General features: G+C 43.7%; 16 protein-coding genes. 10 read left to right on the forward strand and 6 right to left on the reverse strand.

Features of this window, described 5'->3' with window-relative positions; genetic code table 11:
- Positions 1 to 130 precede the first annotated feature (130 nt).
- A complete protein-coding gene (dnaK, locus tag FGM00_RS08775; protein ID WP_138852543.1) occupies positions 131 to 2,041 on the reverse strand; it encodes a molecular chaperone DnaK in 1,911 nt (636 codons plus the stop codon).
- Between the two features lie 253 nt (positions 2,042 to 2,294).
- On the opposite strand from dnaK, the gene FGM00_RS08780 reads away from it, so the two are divergent.
- The 3 genes from FGM00_RS08780 (at position 2,295) to FGM00_RS08790 (ending at position 6,058) form a co-directional block, all read left to right on the forward strand.
- Positions 2,295 to 3,545: an SH3 domain-containing protein gene (locus FGM00_RS08780; protein WP_138852544.1), complete on the forward strand. Its 1,251-nt coding sequence runs from the start codon at positions 2,295 to 2,297 to the stop codon at positions 3,543 to 3,545.
- Positions 3,546 to 3,605: 60 nt separating this feature from the next.
- Positions 3,606 to 4,388 (forward strand): agmatinase, encoded by a 783-nt coding sequence (gene speB / locus FGM00_RS08785; RefSeq protein WP_138852545.1) that lies wholly within the window; start codon positions 3,606 to 3,608, stop codon positions 4,386 to 4,388.
- 245 nt (positions 4,389 to 4,633) lie between these two features.
- Positions 4,634 to 6,058: an L-serine ammonia-lyase gene (locus FGM00_RS08790; RefSeq protein WP_138852546.1), complete on the forward strand. Its 1,425-nt coding sequence runs from the start codon at positions 4,634 to 4,636 to the stop codon at positions 6,056 to 6,058.
- A 40-nt stretch (positions 6,059 to 6,098) separates the two neighbouring features.
- Here the strand turns inward: FGM00_RS08790 and FGM00_RS08795 are convergent, their stop codons facing one another.
- The 3 genes from FGM00_RS08795 to FGM00_RS08805 form a co-directional block, all read right to left on the reverse strand.
- A complete protein-coding gene (locus FGM00_RS08795; protein WP_138852547.1) occupies positions 6,099 to 7,364 on the reverse strand; it encodes a Y-family DNA polymerase in 1,266 nt (421 codons plus the stop codon).
- Positions 7,361 to 7,729 carry a LexA family protein gene (locus FGM00_RS08800; protein WP_138852548.1) on the reverse strand — a complete coding sequence of 123 codons (369 nt, stop codon included), beginning with the start codon at positions 7,727 to 7,729 and terminating at the stop codon, positions 7,361 to 7,363. The genes FGM00_RS08795 and FGM00_RS08800 overlap by 4 nt, the downstream gene beginning before the upstream one ends.
- A 230-nt stretch (positions 7,730 to 7,959) precedes the next feature.
- Positions 7,960 to 8,898 carry a 3-keto-disaccharide hydrolase gene (locus tag FGM00_RS08805; RefSeq protein ID WP_138852549.1) on the reverse strand — a complete coding sequence of 313 codons (939 nt, stop codon included), beginning with the start codon at positions 8,896 to 8,898 and terminating at the stop codon, positions 7,960 to 7,962.
- Between the two features lie 182 nt (positions 8,899 to 9,080).
- Here FGM00_RS08805 and FGM00_RS08810 point away from each other — a divergent pair, with 182 nt between their 5' ends.
- Positions 9,081 to 10,547 (forward strand): Gfo/Idh/MocA family protein, encoded by a 1,467-nt coding sequence (locus FGM00_RS08810; protein ID WP_138852550.1) that lies wholly within the window; start codon positions 9,081 to 9,083, stop codon positions 10,545 to 10,547.
- Between the two features lie 76 nt (positions 10,548 to 10,623).
- Here the strand turns inward: FGM00_RS08810 and FGM00_RS08815 are convergent, their stop codons facing one another.
- Positions 10,624 to 11,079, reverse strand: coding sequence for a nuclear transport factor 2 family protein (locus FGM00_RS08815; RefSeq protein ID WP_138852551.1), 456 nt, complete (start codon positions 11,077 to 11,079; stop codon positions 10,624 to 10,626).
- A gap of 100 nt (positions 11,080 to 11,179) precedes the next feature.
- Between FGM00_RS08815 and panB the strand changes: the two genes are divergently transcribed.
- The 4 genes from panB (at position 11,180) to FGM00_RS08835 (ending at position 13,893) form a co-directional block, all read left to right on the forward strand.
- A complete protein-coding gene (panB, locus tag FGM00_RS08820; RefSeq protein ID WP_138852552.1) occupies positions 11,180 to 11,998 on the forward strand; it encodes a 3-methyl-2-oxobutanoate hydroxymethyltransferase in 819 nt (272 codons plus the stop codon).
- Positions 11,999 to 12,069: 71 nt separating this feature from the next.
- Positions 12,070 to 12,552 (forward strand): signal peptidase II, encoded by a 483-nt coding sequence (gene lspA / locus FGM00_RS08825; RefSeq protein WP_138852553.1) that lies wholly within the window; start codon positions 12,070 to 12,072, stop codon positions 12,550 to 12,552.
- Positions 12,553 to 12,663: 111 nt separating this feature from the next.
- On the forward strand, positions 12,664 to 13,302 hold the full coding sequence (locus tag FGM00_RS08830) for an RluA family pseudouridine synthase (protein WP_236262981.1): 639 nt from the start codon (positions 12,664 to 12,666) through the stop codon (positions 13,300 to 13,302).
- 51 nt (positions 13,303 to 13,353) lie between these two features.
- On the forward strand, positions 13,354 to 13,893 hold the full coding sequence (locus FGM00_RS08835) for a DUF4252 domain-containing protein (protein WP_138852555.1): 540 nt from the start codon (positions 13,354 to 13,356) through the stop codon (positions 13,891 to 13,893).
- A gap of 8 nt (positions 13,894 to 13,901) precedes the next feature.
- Here the strand turns inward: FGM00_RS08835 and FGM00_RS08840 are convergent, their stop codons facing one another.
- On the reverse strand, positions 13,902 to 15,446 hold the full coding sequence (locus FGM00_RS08840; protein WP_138852556.1) for a hypothetical protein: 1,545 nt from the start codon (positions 15,444 to 15,446) through the stop codon (positions 13,902 to 13,904).
- 147 nt (positions 15,447 to 15,593) lie between these two features.
- Here FGM00_RS08840 and FGM00_RS08845 point away from each other — a divergent pair, with 147 nt between their 5' ends.
- Positions 15,594 to 16,766 (forward strand): 2-isopropylmalate synthase, encoded by a 1,173-nt coding sequence (locus FGM00_RS08845; protein WP_138852557.1) that lies wholly within the window; start codon positions 15,594 to 15,596, stop codon positions 16,764 to 16,766.
- Complete coding sequence (locus FGM00_RS08850; protein WP_138852558.1) at positions 16,766 to 17,881, forward strand: isocitrate/isopropylmalate dehydrogenase family protein; 1,116 nt, start codon at positions 16,766 to 16,768, stop codon at positions 17,879 to 17,881. The genes FGM00_RS08845 and FGM00_RS08850 overlap by 1 nt, the downstream gene beginning before the upstream one ends.
- Positions 17,882 to 18,001 lie beyond the last annotated feature (120 nt).

Consider the following 18,001-nt stretch of genomic DNA (forward strand, 5'->3'; position numbering starts at 1 on the left):
AGCTTCACTTTGCGGGTTTGTTTCTATTTGAAATACAGTGTTGAGTTCTTCGAAGTCTATCCTTCGACTGCGCTCGGGACAGGCTACTTGACTTCTTCGAAGTCTATCCTTCGACTGCGCTCGGGACAGGTTACTTGACTTCTTCGAAGTCTACGTCTTCGACATTGTCACCTTCCGGACTTCCTCCTGCATCTGCTGTTGCCTCACCTTCTGGCGCGGCACCATTTTGCTGTGCTTCGGCTTGAGCCTTGTACATTTCTTCCGAGGCTACCTTCCAAGCTTCATTGATCTTGTCCAAGGCAGGCGTAACCACTGCTATATCCTTACTTTCATAAGCCTTCTTCAATTCTTCCAAAGCTTCCTCGATAGGCTTCTTCTTGTCATCGGATAGCTTATCGCCAAACTCGGTCAATTGTTTTTCCGTTTGGAAAATCATGCTATCGGCTTCGTTCAACTTATCCGCCTTTTCTCTTGCGGCTTTGTCGGCGTCGGCATTCGCTTCCGCATCGGCTTTCATCTTTTTGATTTCCTCCTCGGTTAATCCCGATGACGCTTCGATTCGAATGTCCTGCGATTTGTTCGTTGCTTTATCCGTAGCGGAGACTTTGATGATTCCGTTCGCGTCGATATCGAAAGTAACTTCTATCTGTGGTGTTCCACGCTGTGCCGGTGGAATGCCATCTAAATGAAAACGTCCGATAGTCTTGTTGTCAGCAGCCATACCACGCTCACCTTGCAACACATGTATCTCGACCGAAGGCTGATTGTCCGCTGCGGTAGAAAACACTTGTGATTTTTTAGTTGGTATGGTGGTGTTCGCTTCGATCAGTTTGGTGAAAACATTCCCCATGGTTTCGATACCCAACGACAATGGTGTAACATCCAATAACAATACATCCTTTACATCACCTGTCAATACACCACCTTGAATGGCGGCACCAATGGCGACCACTTCATCAGGATTCACACCTTTTGAGGGTGCTTTTCCAAAAAACTTCTCCACTGCTTCCTGAACGGCGGGAATACGGGTCGAACCACCTACCAAAATAATCTCATCGATATCACTTTTTGATAGACCGGCTGCTTTCAATGCCGTCTGGCAAGGTTCGATCGTTCTTTTTACCAAGTCGGCGATCAACTGTTCGAATTTCGCTCTTGTCAATGTTCTTACCAGGTGCTTTGGCCCAGAAGCTGTAGCCGTAACGTATGGTAGGTTGATTTCGGTCTGTGCAGAAGATGATAATTCGATCTTCGCTTTTTCTGCAGCTTCGCGTAAACGTTGCAAGGCCATTGCATCGTCACGGAGATCGATACTTTCGTCTTTCTTGAACTCATCTGCCAACCAATCGATGATTTTTTGATCTACATCATCACCACCCAAATGGGTATCACCATCGGTAGAAAGTACTTCAAAAACACCGTCGCCCAATTCCAAAATCGAAACGTCGTGTGTACCTCCACCAAAATCGAAAACTACGATTTTCTGATCGGTATCCTTTTTATCCATTCCGTAGGCCAAAGAAGCAGCAGTCGGCTCATTAATGATACGCTCTACAGTAAGACCAGCGATTTCGCCAGCTTCCTTCGTAGCTTGCCTTTGTGCGTCGTTAAAATAAGCCGGTACGGTAACCACGGCACGTGTTACAGTTTGGCCAAGATAGTCCTCGGCCGTTTTCTTCATTTTTTGAAGAATCATGGCCGACAATTCCTGAGGTGTGTATAAACGGCCATCGATATCTACACGTGGTGTATCGTTGTCTCCTTTTACAACTTTATAAGGTACGCGTTCCGCTTCTTTTTTGGATTCGGAGTATTTGTTCCCCATAAAACGTTTGATGGAGTATATGGTATTATGCGGATTGGTTACCGCCTGTCTTTTCGCAGGGTCTCCTACTTTAATTTCACCGCCTTCAACAAAGGCGATTACAGATGGCGTCGTTCTCTTCCCCTCTGCATTCGGTATAACAACGGGCTCGTTACCTTCCATCACAGAAACGCAAGAGTTCGTTGTTCCTAAATCTATTCCAATAATTTTACTCATGCTATATGTTTTAATATTAGTGCTTTTACGTTTTAATTGCGCTTTGAGAATGTCAAACAATATGCCAAGGGCATAGAACTGACAGGATGTCATTTTTTACCTACCCCTTTGGGATGAAAGCCGCGATTATTGGCAAAGTATAAGACATAGTCCTCCTTAGGTAAGCGAATACCGGACCGCAATGCTTCCTGTTTTTTTATATCTTGTCGCCCTCAATCGATTGCCCTTTTAGCAACTGTTTTGTTTCCTCCGTATGAAAACATCCAAATTCCTCCTCCTTTTACTGCTGTTTACTGGAATAGAATTTACTGTAGCCCAAGAATCCTACAAAGTGACGGCAAAAAGCGGATTGACCATACGTAAAGAACCGAATGCCAATGGTCAAAAAATAGGGAAACTGGAATACGGAATGGTTGTGAACATTCTGGAAAAAACCGATTTTACGCTAACGGTATCCGACAATGGAACACAAATTCGAGGCAATTGGGTCAAAGTCTCGTTCGAACATATCCCAAAAATCATCGCTGAAGAGTCAACCGGTTTTGTGTTCGACGGTTATCTGGAGTTGATGGATTTAAAGAGGACTAGCACGACAGTAGCTGGCCGAAAAGAATTTGCATTATACAAACTTTCCAGTACGGAGCAAACTGCAAATGGGAAAGTCGGTTTTGTTTCCCTTACCGATGCGTACAACTTCCGAGATAATGGCAATTCTATGGTTATTGCCAACGAACATTTGGGTGAACAGGAATTCAAAGGTGACAACTATCATGTTTTGGAAGAGCCGTATCGAACCAGGTTTTTGAACAGTTTAAGTATCTCGGAAACGGATTCCTTGTTCATTTATCACTTCTTATCGAATGGCGTATTTGCAGCTAAGGTCGCAGCGATACCTGTGGTGGCGAAAATCAACCCGTACGGTGCTCAAACTCCAATACAACCGAATGACTATCTGGTCGGATTCGAAATCGGGGAAGCCCAAATGCGTTTGGAAGACGTTAAAGATTATTTTTCGACCACTTCGGTCTATATCGGTGAAGAGAACCCCTTCGCGAAAGGGCAGTTGAGACCCGTGCTTTGGGAAAAAGTAGCCGCCAGTCGTTTCCCTGCATCGAAGGTGGTAACGCAAGACTCGATAACCGCCGAAATAAAACCGCCAAACGATACTTTTGAATTCACGACGAAGGCATCACGGTATTTGCTCCAGAATCTTAAAAAGAACGACAGATTATATGCCAGACATCTTAAAGTCTTGTCTACCGAAAATGACTCCGTCTTATTCGATAAAATCTATGACCCTGGGGAGGGTGCCGCCTTATTGACTTTGAATACCGTGCGTAATAAGAAAAAAAACAATCGAATAGCCATTTGGACCGGTAAGCTCTTTAAGAATAGACCTCCCATTATTACCGATCTTATCAGCCATTCCTTTGGTTGCCCCCTTATTTATTTTTTAGATTCATCCGAGGCACCTATTTACATACGCTGCGACAACCGACATTGAGTGAATCCTCGTACCGTCATGTCAATACCTGTCGAACTATCACGAAATCGCAACAATCCCATGAAAAAAATATATATTCAAGGTATACCATACGATGCCAAATCATCCTATCAACGGGGTCCCGAATTAGCGCCACCCCGAATTCGGGAAGCGTTGCACTCCGGTTCGATGAACCTTTTTTCCGAAAATGGAATTTCCATAGAAAATGAAATGGTGGTAGACCATGGCGATTTTGCCATAGCCGAGTACCTCGATATTGAAAAAATCATCAAAAGAAACCTTCAAAACGGCGATAAGCTATTTACCCTGGGTGGAGACCATTCCATCACCTTCCCTATTATCAAAGCGCTCCACGAACATTACCCAAAGTTGGATATTCTGCACATTGATGCACATGCAGACCTATATGACAATTACGAAGGTGACCCCTATTCCCACGCCTGCCCCTTTGCCAGAATTATGGAAAATGGTCTTGCCGTTCGACTAGTTCAAGTGGGTATCCGAACTTTAAATACCCATCAGGCCGAACAAGCCGAAAAATTCAATGTAGAAATACATCCAATGAGAAAATTGGATTTACATAGCATCAAAACCTTCAAAAATCCGCTCTATATTTCTTTGGACATGGATGGATTCGACCCTGCCTTTGCACCCGGCGTATCGCACCATGAACCTGGGGGACTTTCCTCAAGACAAGTGATCGACCTTATTCAAAATATCGATGCGCAAGTAATCGGCGCCGATATCGTAGAATACAATCCGAAGCGCGACTTCCAAAATATGACCGCCTTCCTAGCGGCAAAAATGATGAAGGAAATTATCGGGAAAATGTTAGAGATTTAGAGACTGTTTGGAAATATGTCGTTAGAATTGTTGTGGTCCATTTTTGATGCATTATGAGGCGAAATTTTTGAGCATAGCAGCGCTACGGTCAAAAATTTTAACGAAATAAGGCGCAAAAAGAGGCCCTAAGAAAATAAGCGAGATATTTCCCAACAGTCTCTTAGATAAATTATAAATCCCGAATTACGTCAATGGCGGATTGGAATATTCGCCTATCTTTAGCCGTACCAAAACCAGTAAAAACAATGGAATGCATCAGCATTTTTGATATGCTCAAAATCGGGATAGGCCCTTCCAGCTCGCACACTCTAGGACCATGGCGGGCCGCCGAACGATGGATTGCGGAGCTTAAAGCGACCCAATTATTTGAAAAGGTCATAAAAGTACAGGTTCATGTTTACGGCTCCCTTTCCTTGACCGGTAAGGGCCATGCGACCGATTATGCCATTGTATTGGGACTAACCGGTGCCGATCCAGAATTTATTCCGGTTACCGATATTCATCAAATTGTTCGAAAGGTAAAGGAATCCGGAACATTGGTTTTTGGAAATATCAGAACCATCCCTTTTAAACCTGCCGTAGATATACTTTTTCATAGGAAATTCCTCCCCTTTCATGCAAATGGACTCAAGTTCGAGTGCACGTTGGGAGATGGTAAAAAAAAATCGAAAACCTACTACTCCATAGGCGGAGGTTTTGTCGTAACCGAAGAACGTAAAAACGCCAAGCGAAAGATCGCGGACTTCAAAACGTTCCCCTACCCTATAGAAAAGGGTACCCAGCTTTTGGAATACTGTACCAGGGAACGAAAGTCGATTTCAGAAATCGTTCTTGAAAATGAAAGGTCTTTGCGTAGTGATACGGAACTAGATAAACAATTACTGCGAATTTGGGATACCATGCTGGAATGTATGTTCATCGGCTGTCGTACAGAAGGCAATTTACCTGGTGGTCTTAATGTACGCCGCAGGGCATTTGACATGCATCAAAAATTAAAAGGAGAGATTCCCCATGAAAACCCTCGTCAATGGCTAACATCCATACGCAACACCGAAGTCAAGTTCCGGCAGATTCTGCAATGGGTCAGTTGCTTCGCACTTGCGGTAAACGAGGTTAATGCCTCCTTGGGTCGGGTAGTCACCGCACCCACAAATGGCAGTGCAGGAGTGATTCCCGCTGTTTTGATGTACTACTTGGCTATTGAGAACCACAAAGCGGATTTTCAAGAAATCAAGCGTTTTTTATTGGTCGCTGGCGAGATCGGGAGCATTTTCAAGAAGGGCGCGACCATATCGGCCGCTATGGGCGGGTGTCAGGCAGAAATAGGCGTATCATCGGCTATGGCAGCAGGCGCTTTGACCGAACTTTTGGGCGGGACTCCGGCTCAGGTGTTAATGGCAGCGGAAATCGCAATGGAACATCATTTAGGACTTACTTGCGACCCCATTGGCGGACTTGTACAAATTCCCTGTATCGAACGAAATTCTATGGGGGCCATCAAGGCAATCAACGCTGCCGAACTGGCATTGGGCAGTAATCCGGAAGAAGCCAAAGTACCTTTGGACAAGGTCGTGCAAACTATGTGGGAAACCGCAAAAGACATGAGTTCAAAGTACAAAGAGACCTCTGAAGGCGGTTTGGCGGTCGGTGTGTTTCTGAGCGATTGCTAGACCGATATGCTTTATTTATTCCTAACGAGCAAACCTAATTTTATACCTTTATAGTCAATAATTCCTTCCACTGTGTAGTATATCTGGGGCTCCGGTCCTCCTTAATCAATTCCCATTCTTTCTTCCGCCGTCCCAAAGTACCAGAACCGACCGTGGCCTTACCATACTTGACGTTCAACTGATCCAAGGTTTTCGAGAGCGAACCGCTGTTCATGGAGAAGTCTTCGAACAAGTTACCTTGCAAATGATCGTTCGGAATGATTCCCAACAAATTGACACCAACTTTCTTGTACCGATAGCCTGGTTTGAATATTGCTCGAAGCGCCTTTGTCGCCTCGGAAATCAAAACAAAAGTATCATCAGTGGGTATTTTTAGGGTTATCGTAATCGAGTTTGAATATTGTGCATCTTTATTGCTGTGGTAGTTGGTCGTTAAGGATATTTGGAGTGTCGATGCGCAGGAATGCTGACTACGCAATACTTCGGCGACCTCTGAAACGTAATACGCACAAGCCTCTTCAATCAAGCCAATATCCTTCAGCTTTTTTCCGAAAGATTTCGCTGTTCCGATACCCTTTTTTATACGCGGATCGATAATGAGTTCCGTAGCGCGCTCCCCTTGCAGTTCTCGCCAGATGCGCTCCCCTACAACGGTCATTTCCTTTCGTACCCAAGCTAAAGGCAAACGCGTAAAGTCTAAGGCCGTATGAACCCCAATACGCCGCAAACGATCAGCGTGCCTTTTACCGATTCCCCAAACATCATTGATGCTACACCAACGCAACGCCCTCAATCTGTCTTTTTCTGTCTGTAGCACACACACATGATCGAACTCGGGAAGCTTCTTAGACATTTTATTCGCTAATTTGGCGAGAACCCTTGTAGGTGCTATTCCTACACCGACGGGGAGACCGGTATCGCGGAAAATAGTCTGCTTTAGGTCTTGGCCACAAGCTTGATAGGTCTGTACCCTACTCGCTCCCAAATCCAAAAATGACTCGTCGATACTGTACACTTCCACGGTCGGCGAAAAGCGATGAAGAATATTCACAACACGCTGCGACATTTCGGCATACAACGTATAATTTGAGGAGAAAAAGGTAACGTCATTATCAACAAGCTGTTGCTTGATTTTAAAGATTGGCTCGTACATTGGTATATGTGCCAGCGCTTTTGCCTCCTTATTGGCAGCAATGATACAGCCATCATTATTGCTGAGTACCACAACGGGCCTGCCGATAAGGTCGGGACGAAAAACCTGCTCGCAGGACGCATAAAAACTATTACAATCTACCAATGCAATCATCTCGCTCGGTGTATCGTATAAATTATAGCACCCCAAAAAATCATCGATTCGGTCATGCCTTCCTTTGGTATTCGAATGATTTCGAAATTGCCGTCCCTTATTACTACCGCCAAAAGATTAGAGGTCGGGGGTACGGATCGATCAACGATAAGAACATCATTGTCCATAATGTTGAATTCGGAAAGTGAATGGCCGCATACACGAATGAAAAAAGTGGCATCGCTGTTTCCTATCAATTCCTGGTGAAGATTAATGCTGGGCTCCCGGTAGTGAGTGGCGGGACTAGGGAAGCCACTTTGTTGTGATACTCCGGCGGAATGACGCTCACTTTTATGGGTTAATCTTCCTTTTAAATCTATTTTCATTAGACAAAATTATGGAATTAATCCAAATAATTGGATTTATTCCATAAAATTAACATCGTAAAGGATTATGTGTCATTCAAAGGCGTTTGGTCTACTACTTAAGGAATCGTATCGATACCTCAATCGCCGTATTTAAGATCTGAGGAACCTTTAGGTGGTTCTAGATAATCCGAAATATATAATTCCGGAGGCAGTAGTCGAATACGACTATTAGTTGTAGCCCAAGTATACTAATCAACCCGCGGGATAACCGTAATCGCTCGGAATGACACAGGACCATGATCGCCCTGAATTAAAAAAGGTCCAGGTTCACCCTCTTTACTATCCAATGCCCCACCAGTTATACCGGGTATATTCTGTTCATTTATGATGGTCTGGCCATTGGCGACGACGGTAACCCGCCTTCCGATTAGGGTAATGTCGTAAAACTGCCATTCGCCTGCTGGTTTTGCCGCCATTTCATTTGGTATCAAAAAACCATAGACGCCCCCGAACAACACGCTGGAGGGATCTTTGCCGAAATCATCGGTAATCTGCACTTCGTACCGTCCCCGCAGATAAAATCCACTATTACTACCTTCCGGGACCTGGAACTCTACATGTACCTTAAAATCTTTAAACTCTTTTTCCGACACGAGATTAGCACCAGATTTAGGACTCTTTAAAACACCATCTTCGACAATCCATTGATTTTCTCCAAGGGCTTTCCATCCGGTTAAATCGCTTCCATTAAACAGTGCGATAGGTTCGCCCCACTTGGGGTCTTCAACATAGATTAATTTAGGCGCTCGGGTAGCCGTCCAATCGTATTTTTTTCCATCGGTGTAGACCATTGTTCCTTTTAAACCGTCACCATCGCGCATTCCCTCAAATTCCATATCCTGACCTTGCGGTTCCCATTGGCGCGGGATGGAAAAACGAAACGTTTCATCATTCAACTTCACTTCCGAAATAGGTCTCGCACTTCCGAAGGCATATACGAACCTGCCGACCAAAGTATTTACGCCTGAATGTTTGATTTCTAACCAAGATGGCAATTCTTTGCCTTCCTGAAAAATGACCATATCCCAAGTGCCTTCCAAGCTTTTGGTGTCTTGTGCGGCAATGGTCGAAAAAACGGTTACAAAAAGTAAAAGCACTACGCCCGACAATTTTGATTTGATGTTCATATAGCGATAGATTCAAGAATTAAACTAAGGCTAAATATAGCTAATCTCTAAAATACTATGACAATTTCTGCATAACACGGGGTTAATCAGGTCTAAAACCAATTGAAACCGCAATTTTTGTTAATTTTAGGAACTTAAGAGGTTTCCGTACCCCTGCGAAAAGAGAAAACAAACCGTACAACATGGAAAATAAAAAAGTTACTACGGCGAATGCTTCCCGTCGATCATTCCTTAAAAAAGGAGCCCTTGCCTCCTCTATATTCATTGTACCAAGACATGTGCTTGGGGGCGTAGGCTATATTGCCCCTAGTGATCGGCTCAACCTGGCCGCCATTGGTGCCGGTGGAAAAGGGAGTAGCGACATTTTTAACGCTTCCGTTAACGGACGTGAAAAAGTGGCCGCCCTGTGTGATGTCGATTTCGGCGGTTCTGCCAAGAAGTCCGTCGAAAATTTTCCGAAAGCAAAATTGTACGCTGATTTTCGAAGAATGTTGGATGCAGAAAAAGGCATTGATGCCGTGACGATTTCAACGCCCGACCATGTGCACGGTCCCGCTGCCGCCTATGCCATGGAACGCGGGATACACGTTTATGTTCAAAAACCGATGACCCATAATATCCGTGAAGCCAGATTGCTTACCCAAATGGCCAGAGAGAAAAAAATCGTCACTCAAATGGGGAATCAAGGCGGTTCCAACCCCTTGCTGAACATGGTTCAAAAATGGGTAGATGACGACACCATCGGAGCGGTATCGAAGGTGCAGGTGTGGACAAACCGGCCCGTATGGCCTCAAGGGAATGCCATGCAGCAACCCGACCCAAGCTTAAAGCCGGAATCGCTCGATTGGAATCTTTGGTTGGGGCCCGCCGAGGAAAAACCATATATCCCCAACATGCATCCGTTCAACTGGAGGGGTTGGTGGGATTATGGCACCGGTGCTTTAGGCGATGTCGGATGCCATTTAATCGATATTCCCTTTAGAACCCTAGGTTTAAAATACCCTACTGATGCGGAATGCAGCGTAGGATCGGTCTATTCCCAAATGTGGAATGCCGATTACCATCCCGAAGGCTGTCCTGCCTCATCGTTCATCACACTCCATTTCGATGCTACGGAAAAATCGAAATCCCCGATTGAAATGACGTGGAGCGATGGCGGCATAAGACCATCCCATCCGGACATCATTCCAGCGGACAATGATATTGGTGGGCCGGGAAGTTATAATGGGGTGATGATCATCGGTGAGAAAGGAATTATATCTACAAATATCAACGACAGTAGTCCCCTGACTCCGAAACTATATTTATACGATGGCACGACGGAGTTTGGACCTGAAACCGAACCGAACGATGAACCTGAATACGGTCATCAGCGCAAATGGGTAGACGCCTGCAAGGCTGGTTTTGGAAGTGAGGAACACCTAGGATTGACCTCCTCCTTTGATTATGCTGGCCCCATGACCGAAACGGTGCTAATGGGCAACCTCGCCATACGCAGTTATCTCCTTAGAAAAGAAGACGACGAAGGTAAAATGCAGTTTTTCGGGCGTAAAAAATTGCTATGGGACGGTGAAAATATGCGAATTACCAATTTGGAAGAAGCCAACCAATTCGTAGGAAGAACATACCGCGAAGGTTGGGAAGTGTAGCCTTTTGATTGATTTCCTAAAATTGTTCGACACAATTTGGTGTTGCCCTTGATAGATGGCAACATCCTATTAAACGTCAATCACAATTCTCGGTTCTCCTGGTGTCGATGAGGTAAACGATTTTCCAATCCTTTCCGAATTTCACCAACTGAAAAGAATTTACCCCACAATGGTGAAAGGCATCACCAATCCAGAATTCATAAGGGGTCCACGCATTTGCCATTTCGCCATCGACCTGGATTGAAAAGGATTTTAATTTCTCTTCAAACTTTGTGGTTTTGGGAATGCTTGCAATTCTGACAAGAAAGTCGGCATACGGCATAGTCTGTACCACCGTGTTTCCTATCGAGTCTTGCGAAATGGTTTGCATGGTAATCATATCGGCCGCAGTTGTCCTTAGGCCAAGAGTGTCTTGTTGGTGAAAATGTTCAAAAAAAGATTCTATTGTGCGTTGAACGGCTGCCTCTTCAGCATCCTGCGCGACCGCAATAGTAGACCACACCAATATCATAATCAAGGATATACGCTTCATATCGCTGTTTTTTCAAATGTATTGAAAATATGAAGACTTTGAACTTCGAACTCTGAAACAGAACATTTTCCTTACTTTTAACGCACCAAAATAAACATACATGTCAACTGCCAAGAAAGAATACAAAAGGGTTACCGTAAAATCGCTGGTCGATATGAAGAAGAATGGAGAGAAGATCTCCATGCTTACCGCCTACGATTACTCCATGGCGAAAATTGTCGACTCTGCAAACGTAGATGTCATTCTCGTTGGGGACTCCGCCAGTAACGTAATGGCGGGCCATGAAACGACCCTTCCCATTACCCTAGATCAGATGATCTATCATGCCGCCTCGGTCATCCGAGCCGTAGATCGTGCTTTGGTCGTTGTCGATATTCCTTTCGGAAGTTACCAAAGCGACCCTAAGGAGGCCTTACGCTCCGCAATCCGGATTATGAAAGAAAGTGGGGCCCATGCCGTAAAACTCGAAGGGGGCGTTGAGATAAAGGAGTCTGTAAAAAGAATTTTAAACGCCGGTATTCCGGTCATGGGGCATTTAGGCCTTACCCCACAAAGCATCTATAAATTCGGCACGTACACGGTTCGTGCAAAAGAAGAGGAAGAGGCCGAAAAACTTATGGAAGATGCCAAGTTATTGGAAAAATTGGGGTGTTTCGGGATAGTACTCGAAAAGATACCAGCAGATCTGACCAAGAAAGTTTCGGAAAGTATCTCCATCCCGACCATTGGTATTGGTGGTGGCAAATATGCTGACGGCCAGGTGCTGGTCATTCATGATTTATTGGGAATGACGCATGAATTCAATCCCCGTTTTTTACGTCGTTATATGAATTTGTACGAAGATATGGGAAAGGCGATTTCTGACTATGTAAGCGATGTAAAGAAGAAAGATTTCCCAAGTGACGACGAACAATATTAAATCGCCGTTTTCGACATGATTAAAAGGTCTATAACCTTTAGCCACTATACGAGAAATTTAAAACTATCGAATTGCTAAAACGAATTACTATAGTATTTTTAGTGTTGCTCAACATCGGTTGTGATCAAATCTCAAAAGAACTGGTGCGCAAAAATGTAGATAGCAGCGAATACATACAGGTTATAGGCGATAATTTTATTATGACCAATGTAGAGAATACCGGTGCCATGCTGGGTTTCGGGGATAACTTCCCCCCTATTATCAAAAATGTTTTTCTAAAGGCACTCCCGGTTCTCGTGCTCTTCATTTTGCTGTTCAGGATATTGCAAAAAAAACAAATGAATATTTGGTTGATTACCGCCTTTGCTTTTGTTATCGGCGGTGGTGTAGGTAATCTTATCGACCGTATCGCCTACGGGTCGGTTACCGACTTCTTTCAAATAAAGCTCGGATTCTTTAAAACCGGCATCTTTAATATGGCCGATGTATCGGTAACTTTGGGCGCACTATTGATTCTATTTCTTTCACTCCGGTATAAAAAGCTCGAATTCTGATTTTACCTAATTCTCGATTCCCTTAAAACACGTACTATCCAAACAAAAAATCAGTCAAAAACAAAATATTCAACCCCGGATAACCTTCTGGTCATTCATGAGGACAATCATTTGATCGTCGTCAATAAGCGGGCAGGCGATATCGTACAGGGCGATAAAACCGGTGACATGCCCTTAAGCGAGGTCGTGAAGGAGTACATTAAGCGGAAATACAACAAACCCGGTAAGGTGTACGTGGGTGTTGCCCACCGGTTGGATAGGCCTACCACGGGCATTGTAGTCTTCGCCAAGACTTCAAAGGCACTGCCTCGTCTCAACAAACTTTTTGCGGAAAAAAAAGCGGAAAAAACCTATTGGGCCATCGTAAAAAATCCGCCACCGGAACAAAGTGCAAATCTGGTGCATTGGTTAAAACGGAATCCCAAACAGAACAAATCATATGCCCATAGCAAGGAAGTGACGGACAGTAAAAAAGCTATTTTAAACTATGAAATAATCAAAAAGCTCGATTCGTATTTTCTGTTGGAAGTAGGTCTAATAACGGGTAGGCATCACCAAATACGGGCACAACTGTCCGCAATTGGCTCCCCGATCAAAGGCGATTTGAAATATGGGTTTGACCGCAGTAACAAAGATGGAAGTATTCATTTGCACGCACGTAGCCTATCTTTTATACATCCGGTAAAAAAAGAACCGTTGCAGTTCATCGCAGAACTTCCAAAAGACCCAGTTTGGAACGCTTGTTGCTAATTTTAGTACATTGAACCTCTTTTGAGTCAATTTTTTAAGCCTAAGAACATTATGAAAAAAATACTTTTCCTTCTAGCGATCGCCATAGTCAGCTCTTGTAGCAGCTACAATTCCATTGACAGTTTTTACAATGCGCATAAAAATGACGACCAAGTCACGGCAGTACGCGTACCCCGTTTTATGCTCTCGCTTTTGGGGAATATTTCACCGGAAATGAAATCCCTTATTGGGAACACCAAAGACTTGCGTTACATGCAATTCCCAAGTGCCACTCCGGAGCGCACGCGATATTTGAACCAACAAATGAACGGCATAACCGGCAGCTCCTTTCTCGAAGTATATCGCAAAAATGACAATTTAAATCGCAATGTCGTGTCTATTCGTGAAAAGAGGGATGTTGTCAAAGAAATACTCATTTACAACAATAACACCGCTCGAGGTTCTTTTCTCTACTTCAAGGGTAATTTTGATCCGGTTAAAGTACGTGAAATGGCCAATAATGAGGAGTTTCGGGAATTGGGGGACGGACTCATAAATCAGTACGATATTGGTACTCCAAAAGAAGAACCCAAAAGCCCTGATGGCGACTAAGAAAATATTTACCGTGCGTTGGCCATTGCCTTTTCCCGTATGATTTGTCCAACCGGCTTATTTTGCAGATGGCTTTCGAGCCACGACAGGATATCCAAATATAAAAATGCCCGTTTTTCGTACGGGTGGTCTTCGTACTTCTTGAGTTCGGTATGCAGTTTTTGAAACTCGCTACGCAACTGATCGGGGTAGATATTACCGAGGTTTCGCAGGAATTTGATCATTTCTTTCTGCACGGCGTGCAAGTCGTTCATTTTTAAAAGAAATTTGTAAGTACTCTTCAATTGCACTTCTAAATGATAGTCCATACCGGCCTCATAGTGGGCAACCAAGCTTAAGACCCGGGCAAAACACATCAGGTCTTCCCGCATTTTCAGATTCTTATTGGAAATGATTTTTTTCAAGTATAGAATGCAGTTTTTGTTGTCACCGTTACCGAAGTAAAGGCAAGCGATCTTATAGTAAAGTACCATGATGTGGTGCGCATCAATACGGTCTTTGTGCTTGTTGATGCCGTATTCTACAATCTTGACCAAATAAAGTCCTTTATGAAAAGTTCCTTCCATAAAGTGCAGATTTAACTTATTGGCATTCAAATAAAGAAAAACAAGTGAGTTGATGTTATCGTTCTTCGGGAAGGCTTTGGTAGCCACTATGGTCTCAAGACGTTCTAAAGTTTGTCGAAACTGAGAACTGTACTGAAGTAGAAACAACGATTCCAACAGATAGTGATTTCCTTTTAGAAAGAAAACCGGATTCTGCTGTATTTGCTCCTCTTGGTCATAGAAAAGTGCTACCCATTTAGTAGCGTATTTATAGGAAGAAAGGAAATCCTGCACTAAAAAACTATACCATAAGTGGGCTTTATAGAGCCATAATTTTTCCCGAAATCCTAAATCCTTTAGATTATATTTTGGCAGATGACTCTCAAAGTATTCCTTTACGCGTTGCGAATCAGCATCATCCTGAACATAGCCTACTTTGAGCATGATACCATATAGCTGCAGGGAAAGGTTGGAGAGCTTACTGGTCATAACGTTAAGTGCAGAAAGTTCTTTCGCTTGAATGGCCAGTTCATCGGCCCGGTGCGGTATACTTCTGGTAATATACTGAGTCTCGATTATCTTTTCAAGTTCCACGATTTCATAGGCAATGTTCTTCTCTTGATTTTCGATGGCAATCGCTTTGGCCTTATCCAAAATCTTCAAACTCTGTTTATATAAGCCTTTTTGATAAAGAATCGTAGCAAAATCCAGTTGCTCGCGAATCTGTACACGCAAATTCTGATTTACCGGATTTAATCTCAAGCTTACTAAGATTTGCTTGTAGAGATGTGCCTTTAGATTGGAAAGCTGTGCCTTTTTTACGATTCCCGTATCGAGAATTACCTTCTCGTCATACTTCTTAACCTTGTCCAGCAAATTAAAAAGCGCAAGGAATTTGGCATCGGTGTTCACGCCCAAGCGACCCACATAAAGTTTGAACTGGCGCTTTTCAGATTTGGAAAGCGATTTCACCAATACAAAAAGAGAGTCTCTATGGGTCGTTGTCATCGTAATAAATAGTGCTTAAAGTGCTGTAGATAAGTTAATTGAAATACCCCTGTTGCTATTAAGCGTTGTAATTGTTTTTTTGTAAATTCGAAAGCTGTATCCATTGCTGTTATCTTAGCTATGGGCAACTAAAACTACATAAAAATAATGAGCAAAGATAAGGTAGATATTTTTGATACTACGCTGAGAGATGGTGAGCAAGTACCTGGTTGCAAATTGGAAACAAAGCAAAAATTGACGATTGCGGAGCGATTGGACAATTTGGGGGTTGATATTATCGAAGCTGGTTTTCCAGTATCTAGCCCAGGGGATTTCAAGTCGGTTTCAGAAATTGGGAAATTGGTGAAAAATGCAGCTGTTTGCGGTCTTACCCGAGCTGTAAAAAAAGATATCGAAGTAGCTGCCGAAGCCCTAAAATACGCCAAAAGACCAAGAATACATACGGGAATAGGTACTTCGGACTCCCATATCAAACACAAATTTAATTCAAATAGGGAAGCCATCATAGAGCGTGCGGTCGAAGCGGTTGCTTATGCAAAGACTTTTGTGGAAGATGTTGAATTTTATGCCGAAGACGCCGGTCGAACCGATAACGAATTTTTAGCCCGAGTTTGCTCGGCTGTTGTGAAAGCGGGCGCCACTGTTTTGAATATTCCCGATACCACGGGATATTGTCTTCCGGAAGAATACGGGGCCAAAATCAAGTACCTGAAAGAAAATGTAAAGGATATTCACAAAGCCACCCTTTCGTGCCATTGCCACAATGACCTTGGGCTTGCCACCGCAAATTCGATTGCCGGAGCCATCAACGGGGCACGGCAAATTGAATGTACCATCAATGGTATCGGCGAGCGCGCAGGAAATACGTCGCTTGAGGAGGTGGTTATGGTATTACGACAGCATCCGACCCTGAACCTTGACACCAACATCAACAGTAAGTTGTTGTACAATACAAGTCAAATGGTTTCCCAAGAAATGGGTATGATGGTACAACCCAACAAAGCAATAGTCGGTGCCAATGCCTTTGCACATAGCTCAGGCATTCATCAAGATGGGGTAATAAAAAATAGGGAGACGTACGAAATCATAGACCCGGCCGATGTCGGGGTAAATGCCTCTTCCATTGTCCTTACGGCTAGGAGTGGCCGTGCCGCACTGGCGTACCGCGCCAAACTAGTCGGATACGAATTGACGAAGCTGCAACTGGATGAAGTGTACCAGGAGTTTCTCAAGTATGCCGACAATAAAAAAGAGGTTTTCGATGAGGACATTCATGAGATTATAGATTCTTCTGCCATAAACATCCAAAGTGTTCCCTAATGAAATTGCGAATCGCTATTTTAGGAGGTGACGGTGTAGGCCCCGAAGTAATGGCCCAAGCGGTCAAATGTTTAAAAGCCATAGGTGAAACCTTCAACCATGATTTCCGTTTTACAAATGCCCTAATTGGTAATACGGCCATACGGGAAACCGGGAATTCCCTCCCTTTAAAAACCTTGGAAGTCTGTGCAAATTCAGATGCTATTCTGCTCGGTGCGCTTGAGAAAACAGCCGAGGATTCAAGAGACGATAATGATGCGCAACCTCAAGAAAGTTTAGGACGTTTGCGAAAAGAGCTCGGACTGTTCGCCAACATACGGCCGGTAAAACTATTTCCGGGGATTACCGCGAACTCTCCTTTTTCCAAAAATCTTGCTGACAAGGTAGATTTTCATATCTACAGAGAGCAATTGGGGGGACTTTATAATGGCGAGGGTCATTTGAAAGAATCCGGCAGTGCTACGGATAGTTGTACCTATACCGAAAAAGAAATCAGTCGTATTGCCCATCTGGCTTTCAAAGCCGCCAAAAGACGCCGAAAAAAAGTAACTCTGGTAGACAAAGCCAATATTTTAGATACCTCTAAACTCTGGCGAACTGTCGTGACCGAGATTGCCGGTAGCTATCCCGAAGTTAATTTAGAATGTTTGGAGATAGACAATGCCGTTGTAAAATTGACATTAGACCCTTCTAATTTCGATATTATTCTGGCCGATGCCATGTTCGGCGATGTTATTTCGGGTCAGGGTAGTATCCTTTTGGGTGCACAAGGGCTGTTACCTTCGGCATCACTTGGTGAGTACCACTGTATGTTCAAACCAACCCATGGGGCGTTTTCAAAAGAAAAAGGGAAGAACTCCATCAACCCGATAGCTTCGATTTTTTGTGTTATTATGCTTTTGGAGAAATTCGGCCTGAAAGAAGAGGCTAACGCCGTATTCGCTTCAGTCCGAAAGGCTTTTAAGAAAAAAGTAGTCGTTCCCGATGTATTGGGAAGCCGTAAATACGGTACGGACTACGTAGGTGATTTTATTGCGGACAACATTACCGATTCCGATTCCAATCTGAACATCAACGATGAGAATATAGGCTTGGGAAAATCGACTATTATTTAAAAGGCAAAAATACAAACTCCTCCAGTTTCTTTCATATCTCGCGGTTGCCCATCCAATTGAAATATCTACGAAAAAAGATAGGTTTAGTGAAACATCACCTGCGCGGAAGGCAGGCAATTT

This window comes from Aggregatimonas sangjinii (assembly GCF_005943945.1).
GTDB classification, from domain to species: Bacteria; Bacteroidota; Bacteroidia; order Flavobacteriales; family Flavobacteriaceae; genus Pelagihabitans; species Pelagihabitans sangjinii.